The sequence below is a fragment of the Bacillus sp. SRB_8 genome, assembly GCF_003264205.1.
GTDB lineage: Bacteria > Bacillota > Bacilli > Bacillales > Bacillaceae_G > Bacillus_A > Bacillus_A mycoides.
The window spans coordinates 119,571-129,955 of sequence record NZ_NADT01000018.1; the positions used below are offsets into that span (position 1 = coordinate 119,571).

Annotated in this window: 7 protein-coding genes and 2 pseudogenes; 5 read left to right on the forward strand and 4 right to left on the reverse strand. The window is 36.0% G+C overall.

Annotated elements, in window-relative coordinates; translation table 11 throughout:
* Positions 1 to 16: 16 nt before the first annotated feature.
* Positions 17 to 2,740, reverse strand: coding sequence for a calcium-translocating P-type ATPase, SERCA-type (locus tag B5P40_RS10585; protein WP_002014490.1), 2,724 nt, complete (start codon positions 2,738 to 2,740; stop codon positions 17 to 19).
* Positions 2,741 to 2,845: 105 nt separating this feature from the next.
* Here B5P40_RS10585 and B5P40_RS10590 point away from each other — a divergent pair, with 105 nt between their 5' ends.
* Positions 2,846 to 4,555, forward strand: coding sequence for an Rqc2 family fibronectin-binding protein (locus B5P40_RS10590; RefSeq protein ID WP_113709237.1), 1,710 nt, complete (start codon positions 2,846 to 2,848; stop codon positions 4,553 to 4,555).
* Between the two features lie 40 nt (positions 4,556 to 4,595).
* On the opposite strand, the gene B5P40_RS10595 is transcribed toward B5P40_RS10590, so the two are convergent.
* Entirely contained in the window at positions 4,596 to 5,777 is a 1,182-nt protein-coding gene (locus tag B5P40_RS10595) for a lysozyme inhibitor LprI family protein (protein WP_113709238.1), read from the reverse strand.
* A 451-nt stretch (positions 5,778 to 6,228) separates the two neighbouring features.
* Here B5P40_RS10595 and B5P40_RS10600 point away from each other — a divergent pair, with 451 nt between their 5' ends.
* Entirely contained in the window at positions 6,229 to 7,299 is a 1,071-nt protein-coding gene (locus B5P40_RS10600; RefSeq protein WP_078175381.1) for a M24 family metallopeptidase, read from the forward strand.
* Between the two features lie 164 nt (positions 7,300 to 7,463).
* Here B5P40_RS10600 and B5P40_RS34355 read toward each other — a convergent pair.
* Positions 7,464 to 7,562: pseudogene (locus tag B5P40_RS34355) on the reverse strand (YoqO family protein); the annotation flags it as partial.
* A 31-nt stretch (positions 7,563 to 7,593) separates the two neighbouring features.
* On the opposite strand from B5P40_RS34355, the pseudogene B5P40_RS10605 reads away from it, so the two are divergent.
* Positions 7,594 to 7,863: pseudogene (locus tag B5P40_RS10605) on the forward strand (YoqO family protein); the annotation flags it as partial.
* Here B5P40_RS10605 and B5P40_RS10610 read toward each other — a convergent pair.
* Positions 7,857 to 8,183, reverse strand: coding sequence for a YoqO family protein (locus B5P40_RS10610; RefSeq protein ID WP_113709239.1), 327 nt, complete (start codon positions 8,181 to 8,183; stop codon positions 7,857 to 7,859). The pseudogene B5P40_RS10605 and the gene B5P40_RS10610 sit on opposite strands and share 7 nt — an antisense overlap.
* Before the next feature lie 300 nt (positions 8,184 to 8,483).
* Between B5P40_RS10610 and B5P40_RS10620 the strand changes: the two genes are divergently transcribed.
* Positions 8,484 to 9,869: a hypothetical protein gene (locus B5P40_RS10620; RefSeq protein ID WP_113709240.1), complete on the forward strand. Its 1,386-nt coding sequence runs from the start codon at positions 8,484 to 8,486 to the stop codon at positions 9,867 to 9,869.
* A 166-nt stretch (positions 9,870 to 10,035) separates the two neighbouring features.
* Positions 10,036 to 10,290, forward strand: a complete 255-nt coding sequence (locus B5P40_RS10625; protein ID WP_078175383.1) for a YbeF family protein — start codon at positions 10,036 to 10,038, stop codon at positions 10,288 to 10,290.
* Positions 10,291 to 10,385 lie beyond the last annotated feature (95 nt).

Here is a 10,385-nt window from a genome sequence, read left to right on the forward strand (position 1 = left end):
ATTTTCATATCATTGACTATTTCAAGTTTAATCCCTTCTTATATAACAGCGGCTTTTTCTTTTTCCCCTTTTTTCTTGTTAATAAGGATCCTACTAATAAGAAGGTCGGAATAGATGATAATCCTCCAATTAACAACCAATCTCGTGCTTGTATCGGCATTGTGCTAAAAATCGGCTGTAATGGTGGATAATATATAACTACAAGCATTAACAGTAAAGAAATAATAACCGCCCCTACTAAATATATATTTCCAAACGGGTTGCGGTGAAATATAGAATGTTCACTACGACAATCAAATACATGAATAAGCTGAGCCAGTACTAATGTTGCGAAGGCTACCGTTTGTGCATACTTCAATTCATTCGGATGCTGGTTAAATGCAATAATAAACGCTACTAATGTCACTGCTCCGATTAAAAAACCACGACTTATAATTTTCCACGCAAGCCCTCTAGCGAACACCCCTTCTTTCGGATGGCGTGGTGTTCTCTTCATCACATCTCCTTCAGCCTTATCCAAACCTAATGCCATCGCTGGTAAACCGTCAGTAACTAAGTTCACCCATAAAATTTGAATTGGAACCATCGGCAATGGCAGTGCAAGTAACATCGCAAATAACATAACTAAAATTTCACCAACGTTAGATGCTAACAAATACCGAATAAACTTCCGAATATTTTCATATATGTTTCTACCTTCTTTAATCGCCGATTTAATCGTAGCAAAGTTATCATCTAACAACACAAGTGAAGAAGCTTCTTTTGCAACATCTGTCCCTGTAATTCCCATCGCAATCCCTATATCAGCTGTTTTAATAGCTGGAGCATCGTTCACTCCATCACCTGTCATAGCTACTATATGTCCCTTATTTTGCAGCGCCTTAACGATTTTCAATTTATGCTCAGGAGACACACGAGCGAATACATACGTATCTTCTACAATATCTTCTAATGCCTCTACATCCATATTCGCAAGTTCTACACCTTCAACAACGCGTCCACCCGCCGGTAAAACCCCTAGCTGTTCCGCAATTGCCATTGCCGTCACTTTATGATCTCCCGTAATCATTACCGTTCTAATACCAGCTTCCTTACACTCTTTCACCGCTTGCGCCACTTCTAGTCTTGGCGGATCTATCATTCCTTGTATTCCAACAAGCATAAAATCCTGCTCGACTTCTCTTTCATGTTCAATTGAATCTGTAGCTTTTAACGGTTTAAATGCCACTGCAATCGTTCGTAAAGCTTGACTTCCTAAACTATGAATCGCTGCCTGCACTTCTTTTCGATACATTTCACTTAAAGGCTGCTGCTTATTTCCCCACAAAATTGTTTGACTCATCTGCAAAAGAACATCTGGTGCTCCTTTTGTAATAACAAATTTTTTACCTTCACGATCACGAACGATAACGCTCATCATTTTTCTAGTTGAATCAAAAGGAAATTCACGAATGACTTCAAACTTTCCTTTAAGAGCTTCACGTGATATTCCCGCCTTCATTGCAGCAGCAACGAGAGCTCCCTCTGTTGGATCTCCATCTAACACATACGTCTTTTTCTTTTGAATAACATTCGCATTATTACATAAACAGCCAAATGTAAGTAGTTGATACAGTGATTTCGTCTTAGTAGGGTCAATTACTTCTTCACCTTTCATAAACGAACCTGTTGGCTCATAGCCTTGACCTGTTACTTTCCACAATTCTCCGCCTGACCACATATGTGTTACCATCATTTTATTTTGTGTCATTGTTCCTGTTTTATCTGAGCAAATAACAGAAGCACAGCCTAACGTTTCTACAGCTGGCAACTTTCGCACAATTGCCCTCTTTTTAATCATACGCTGTACACCAAGTGATAGCGCAACCGTAACGATAGCTGGCAATCCTTCTGGAATAGCTGCAACAGCAAGCGAAACCCCAGCCAAAAACATGTGATACACTTCATTCCCTTGATATACACCAGCTAGTACAACAAGAGCCGTCAAAATAAGAGCAACAATAATTAAAATTTTTCCAAGCTGTTCTAATCTTCTTTGTAATGGCGTTTCCATTTGCTCAGCATTTTGCAACATATTTGCAATTTGCCCCATAGCTGTATTCATTCCAGTTGCTACGACTACCCCTGTTCCAGCACCTCTCGTTATCATCGTCCCCATAAATGCCATGTTTTTTTGATCACCAATTGAAACATCTTGACCTTGTAACGCATCTACCTTCTTTTGTACAGGCAATGACTCTCCTGTAAGAGCCGATTCTTCAATATATAAACTTGAAGATTCCACAAGGCGAACATCCGCGCCAATACGGTCACCACTAGAAAATTTAATAATATCACCCAGTACAAGCGCTTTTGACGGCGCTTTTATCCACTTCCCATTTCTTAGTACAGTAACTTGAGGAGCTGCCAATTCTTTTAAAGCTTCCAACGATTTTTCAGCTTTCCTCTCTTGGAAGAAACCGAGGACACCATTAATAATAACAATTGCAACAATTGCAATCGAATCAATATACTCTCCTAAAAAAGCTGAAATAATTGTAGCACCAAATAAAACAAGTACCATAAAATCTTTAAATTGCGCTAAAAACACCATAAGCGCAGAAGGCCGCTTTGCTTCTTGCAATTCATTTGTGCCAAATTTCTTTAATCGGCCCTCTGCTTCTTGCTCTGTAAGACCTACCTCCACATTCGTATTCGTTCTTTCCTCCACTTCATGTGCTCGCATTTCATACCAGTTCATCCTGCCATCGACCTCCTGATTCCAGACATACTCTAATGAAAGCTTATTCAGCCTCGTCCAAAAAAATGCTATAATTAACTTTTAGTTAGAAAGGAGTGTTCATTCATGGCATTCGATGGATTATTTACAAGAGCAATTACACATGAAATTGCAAATTCTCTTCAAACAGGAAGAATTTCAAAAATATATCAACCCTCAAAATATGAAGTTTTATTACATATTCGAGCAAACGGAAAAAACCAAAAACTAATTCTTTCATCTCACCCTACATATGCGCGTATGCACTTAACAAATCAAAACTACAATTCACCAGCGCTACCGCCGATGTTTTGTATGCTTCTTCGCAAACATTTAGAAGGTGGATTTATTGAAAAAATTGAACAAATTGACTTAGAACGTATTATTCAAATTATAGTCCGCAGTCGCAATGAAATCGGTGACGAATCAGTAAAAACATTAGTAATCGAAATAATGGGACGACACAGTAATATTATCTTAGTAGATACGAAAACAAATGTTATTTTAGATAGCTTAAAACACGTTTCTTTAGCGGTAAACCGACATCGTACTGTATATGCTGGAGCTGAATATGTTGCCCCACCGGCACAACATAAAGTTAATCCGCTTCTTATCGAAACAGAAGATGATTTTATTAAACCGCTAGACTTTTTATCTGGCAACATGGACAAACAACTTGTCGGAGCATTCATGGGAATTTCCCCATTATTTGCAAAAGAAGTTGTAAAAAAAGCAGGTATGGCAAATGAAAAAGCATTATCTGAAGCTTTCTTCAGCTTGCAAAAACCTTTGCTAACACATCAGTACGTGCCAGCAATGATAACAGCAAATGGAAAAGAGTTCTTTTACCTATTCCCTCTTTCTCACTTACAAGGAAACGAAAAAACATTTTCATCTGTTAGTGAATTATTAGATCGTTTCTTCTTTGGTAAAGCAGAGCGCGATCGTGTAAAACAACAAGCTCACGATTTAGAACGCTTTATGCAAAATGAAAAAACAAAAAACGAAAAGAAGCTAATTAAACTAGAAAAAACATTACAAGATGCCGGAAAAGCAGATAAATATCAACTATTTGGAGAGCTACTTACAGCCAATATGTACGCTTTGAAAAAAGGTGATAAAGAGATAGAAGTCGTTAACTATTACGACGAAAATGGTGGGACTGTAAAAATCACATTAAATCCTTTAAAAACACCATCTGAAAATGCACAACGCTATTTCCAAAAGTACCAAAAAGCGAAAAATTCAGTTGCTATTGTAAAAGAACAAATCGTAAAAACAAATGAAGAAATTCTTTATTTCGATAGCTTACTTCAACAAATGGAGGTTGCTTCTTCAAAAGATATTGAAGAGATTCGTGAAGAACTGACCGAAGAAGGTTATGTACGTAATCGTAAGAAGAAAAACTCAAAGAAAAAACCGACAAAACCAGTATTGGACAAATATTTAGCTAGTGATGGCACAGAAATTTTCGTCGGTAAAAACAATAAGCAAAATGATTATTTAACAACGAAATTCTCCCGTCGTGATGAAATTTGGTTACATACGAAAGACATACCTGGGTCCCACGTTGTCATTCGTTCTCTTGAACCTACGGAAGAGACTTTACAAGAGGCCGCTAAAATCGCTGCTTATTACAGTAAAGCAAAAGATTCTAGTTCTGTTCCTGTAGATTTCACAAAGGTACGCCATGTCAAAAAACCGAGCGGTGCAAAACTTGGATTTGTTACATATGACAATCAACAAACATTATATGTAACACCAGATGCTGATACAGTAATGAAATTAAAAGCGTAAATTAAAAAATGCGTTGCTTGCTAGCAACGCATTCTTTAATTTAGTTCATATATCCATTAACTAATTCGTAACATCTTTCTTTTGTCATCTTATATTTCTCTTCCGAAGCCTCTATACGTCTCATCGTTCCATTATTTGGATCTGTACCAATCGCTGTAACTTTACTTTCTTTTTCTTTAACCCATGCAATCTGTTTTGTTTTTAATGACTGAAATGCATCAGCTGACATCGTATTTTTTAATGTACTGTAAATTTCATTTAGTTTATTATCCCATAGTTGATAATTTCCTTCTATTTCATTTACTATGTCATTTGTTGACATAACATTTGTATGTTTTTCTTCGTTTTCTAGAGCAACTAACTCATTTAGAGCCTTAGTTTTACCTAATACTGAAGAAGATTCTTTTTTTGGCTGCTTCTCTTCTTTTGAACTAGTATACGTACTGGAATCATTTCCCTTAGCTGTTTCTTGCTCTTGAATAAAATCCTGTTTCGTTACCTTCTCTTGCTCTTCATCATCTACATTGTGAGTAATAACAGATGTTTGGGCATCCACAGCAACTACTCCGTTACTTTCTTTAAAAATATATTTCTTATTTCCACTATTCTCTTCTCTAACGAAAGAGACATTCTTGAAACCTTGAACTCTAAGAATTTCGTTAGCTTCTTCTTTAGTTAACTTTAAATCTACTGGCGTATTTGATGACCATTTATCCATTAACCATTTTCCATCGGTATAAACTAAAACAAATTCCCACGTCTCCGCTTCATTCCCCATATCATTTGCAAGGATAAGCGTCTCAATCTTTAAAACATCATTTTTCTGTGAACAAGTTATTCTCACGTCTGGCTCAATATGAATTGGGAATGGCAACATATCCGTCTCTCTAGACCTATTAAATGTGTCAAGCGACTTAGGAAGCTGATTTTCTACAAACTTATCTGTAACTAATCCCTTAACTCCTTTTTTCGCTGTCTCCATATCTCCAGGATTATTTCGGCTCCATCCATTTTCTTTTTCCATCTCACTAAAAGCGTTTGCTATCCTATCTACGCTCTTTCGTAAGATCTTTTTCGCTTCTTTTCCTGTCACTTCTGGTGCTTCATCAAGCTGTTCAATCTTTTCATTTACTTGAACTTTGTTTTCACTTTTTTCACAACCTGCTAGAACAAACATACTAACTACCAAGCAAAATGACATTACTTTACTTAATTTTTTCATAGACTCACATTCCTTAATCCTATTTATTCGTTACGTATCCCTATCTTCGAGAGAAACCCAACAATTACCTATTGTATCAATAATTTTTTATTTATATATTAATTTTTATATTAAAATAAATAATAAATGTAATGTTATTTTCAAATATACACTCTAAACATCGCTTATCCTTTTCTTTCCTAACTTCGATATTCCAAAAAAATTTGACATTATTTTCTCGTATTTGTATAAAAATTTTTACAGTGTGTAAAAAAAACGATTCGATGTTCTTTTCATTTGCTCACTAATATTTTGAAGCAATCCGTAGTTTTCAAATAGTCCTTCCCACAAATAGCGGACAGAACTTTACTTTACCTTCCCTTATATATATATTCCCCACTATCCTTTCTCTAAAGTTATCTTTTGGCACGCTATTTGCTTTATTCAATACTGTGAAAAGGGGGAAATTAACATGAATTTAAGAATTAATAAAATCCAAAATCAACTACAAAAATATGAAATTGACGGATTACTTATTACAAAAAAAGAAAATCGCCAATATGCAACAGGCTTTACAGGCAGCGCTGGCGTCGTCTTAATCTCTGCGGATAAAGCGGTTTTTATAACTGATTTTCGCTATGTAGATCAAGCGAAATCACAAATAAAAGAAGCTAAAATTATTATGCATAAAGGAAATCTAGAAAAAGAAATCGCAAATCAAGTATCGAAATTAAACATTCAAAAACTTGGAATTGAAGAAAATAACATGACATTACAACAATATAAAAACTTACAAAAATACATACATGCGGAAATGGTGCAAGTGTGCGAAATCATCGAAGATATTCGCATTATTAAAGACACACCTGAAATAGAAACAATGAAAATTGCGGCTAATATTGCTGACGAATCATTTCACCACATCCTTACGTTTCTAAAGCCAGGAATAAGTGAGACTGATGTCCGAGATGAATTAGAATTTTTCATGCGAAAGAAAGGGGCTACATCCTCATCATTTCAAATTATTGTAGCTTCTGGCGTTCGCTCTTCACTTCCTCATGGCGTTGCATCGAATAAAATAATCGAGCACGGCGATATCGTTACCTTAGATTTCGGTGCACTTTATAACGGGTATTGTTCCGATTTAACACGTACTGTAGCGATTGGCGAACCATCGGAAGAATTCAAAAAAATATATAATGTTGTATTAGAAGCATTAAAGCGTGGAACTGCAGCCATTAAACCTGGAGAAACTGCGAAAAGTATCGATGATATAACGAGAGATTACATTACAGAACATGGATACGGTCAATATTTCGGCCACTCTACTGGTCATGGACTTGGGTTAGAAATTCATGAACCTCTCCGTCTATCCCAAGAAAGTAAGGCTACTTTAGAAGAAGGTATGGTTGTTACAGTTGAACCAGGTATTTATATACCAAACTGGGGCGGGTGTAGAATTGAAGATGATATTGTCATCACAAAAGAGGGCTATGAGGTTATTACAAAGGCAAATCGGGAACTAATTGTCATTCCCTGTTAAAAATCATGAACTTTTTAACAGGAGTTTTTTCATAACTACTTTAAGTGGTTTCACGTATTTGAAGATGAAATCAATCATCGCGGACAAATTCGTTTAATTAAAAAGATGCAAAAAGCTCATTCAGTAAAGTAAGAAAATGCCACCGAATAAGGTGGCATTTTCTTTTATTCATTAACGAATGACTTTTCGTTTACTTTTTTAGCGACTACCGCTACCGATATTAAAATGCATATTAAATATAGCAATTTCGCAATAAATAACCACTTAAAGGAGAAGTAGAATGGGGGAGTACGAATGAGAGAGAAAATAGGGTATTATGGTGTGCTCGGTTGTTTAATATTATCAGTTATTTCGGGGCAATTTCTTAAAAGTGAATGGGTACCAGTAATATTATGTATAGGAGTATTGATTTTTGCTCCTATGTAACGCTGGGATGAATGGAAAGCATATAGTCGAAAAAAGAAAATTGTTTTCAGCATCGAGTTTGTCATTATAATTAGCACGATTCCGTTTTTGTTATTGAAAGGAAATGAGATAATAGATGGAATTGTAATGTTTCAAGGTATGTAACTTGCTATTCTTATCATGACTCTTAGAAAAATAACGACTACAATTACAAGATAAAGACCTTTCGCAGAAGACATCCAATCTTGAAAAATAGACATTTTCTCCATTTGCTTTTGGCCCTCTATTAAAATAACCCCTACGACAAATGAACAAACAACAATGATACCTATCATAATTCCAATACTTTTCTTACCATGTTGTTTCATGTCATCCCAACGATATAACAGTATAAAAACAAACCCAAAAACAGGTATGATACTTATCCATTCATTGTTTGTAAATAAATTTAAAATGATTACTAGAATACAAGATACGATAAAGTTGAACCAATCGGGCTTTTATGGGCAGTTGATCTCCCACCTAACTCCCTCGCATTCGCAAATTTTGAGGTGGGAGTCTTACTGCCCGTTAATGCGGGATGAATCCCCAAAAACCAATTCTTTTGCGCATAAGCCCTCATTTAATTCCATTTTTAGGATTAATTGTATTGTAACATCCATTTATTGTTCTTACCATTACAGTACATGAAATTTCACTTTTTTTCTTTTTCCTATACTCACATACTTTCACTGCTTCCATACAATGAACTACACGAATGCCTAAAGGATGTGAATGTTATGGGAGTTGAATTAACGCTTTTACATGCTCTCTATGTTCTTTGTTTACTCACTATTATTACCTTTTTTATTTTTAGAAAAGATACGACGATCATTTGTATCGTTTTTATCTTTTTATTAGCATTAACCGCTACAAGTTCTATCCCTCTTGCCATTAGTGGTATCTTTCAAAGTTTCATTTACGCCATTACCGAACTATTACCAACTATATTAATCATCTCCATTATCGTATCAATGAGCAATCTACTCGTTCATACCGGCATAAATGATACGATGATTTCACCATTTACAAAGATGATTCGGACACCTGCACATGCCTACTGGATTATCGGTCTTTTAATGATGACAATTTCCTTTTTCTTTTGGCCTTCTCCAGCTGTCGCCTTAATGGGGGCCATTTTATTACCAGTCGCTGTACGCGTCGGCCTTCCGCCAATTGGAGTCGCAATCGCTATGAACTTATTCGGACACGGCATCGCCTTATCTGGTGACTTCGTTATTCAAGGTGCACCGAAATTAACTGCAGATGCTGCTGGTCTTCCTGTTTCCAGCGTTGTTTCAGCAAGTGTGCCCCTCGTTATCATTATGGGTATTGTGACAACTTCCGTCGCATTTTTCTTCTTACGAAAAGAATTTCATACAGGCTTATCTATACAAGAATCTATTCCATCAACTGAGTCTTCTAAAACGCTCACTTCATTATCTCCTCAGACAAAAAAATGGCTCGCTATTTGTATTCCGATCGTATATGCCATAGATATTCTTTGCATGATTCAATTTAAACTACAAGGAAGCGATGCAACTGCACTTATCGGCGGGACGACTGTTATTATGATTATCATTATTTCTCTCATCGCCTACAAAGGTAATGGACTGAATAAAACGACCGATTATTTTATAGAAGGGCTCCAATTTGGATTTAAAATCTTTGGTCCAGTTATCCCAATTGCTGCACTCTTTTATTTAGGAGATAGCGGCTTTGTGAAAATTATCGGGGACTATTTACCGAAAGGTTCACATGGAATCATTAACGACTTAGGAATCGCCTTATCTCAAATTGTTCCTTTAAACCATTATGTATCGGCAGGAACATTAACTATCGTTGGTGTCATAACAGGCTTAGATGGATCTGGCTTTTCCGGTATATCACTTGCTGGTTCGATTGCCAATCTTTTCGGAACAGCACTTGGGCATGGAACAGCTACATTAACAGCACTTGGGCAAATTGCAGCAATCTGGACCGGCGGTGGCACTTTAATTCCTTGGGCGCTTATTCCTGCCGCTGCCATATGCAAAGTAGATCCGTTTGAACTTGCGCGCCGAAACTTTTTACCAGTTGTGATTGGCTTAATCGTCACCACGATCGTTGCGATGTTTATTCTATAGCGTAAGCGAGTATTCTCTTGCTTACGTTTTTTATTGTGAAATCAATCATTTATTACTGACTTTCAAAAGGGATTATGTATATGTTAGCGAAGTTATATTAGGAGAGTATTTATTTCAAAACGTTTACGAGAAACAGATTACTTCAATTAGAAAAGGGGACATAACTATGAATGAATTGATTTTTGTCTTATTAATTTGTCCATTACTTATCTTTATCGTTTCTGTTATTGGAACACGTAGAACGAGAACGTACTATGTAATGCCAATTGTAACGTTTGCTAGTTTTTTAATAGTAGGTGCTATCGCCTTCCCTCCAAAGTTTTTCTTTTGGGTCGGTATGTATAGTATCTTCTCATTTATTACTTCTTATATGACTCTATTGTTTGTGAGAGGATATGAAGTTGCAGAAAACAATAAGTAGTTATTAGTGAGGAGATTGTAATATGATTTTCTTTGATATCGATGGAACTTTACATACAATTTTAGCAATGATATAAAAAAGACGACCGCGTTCCC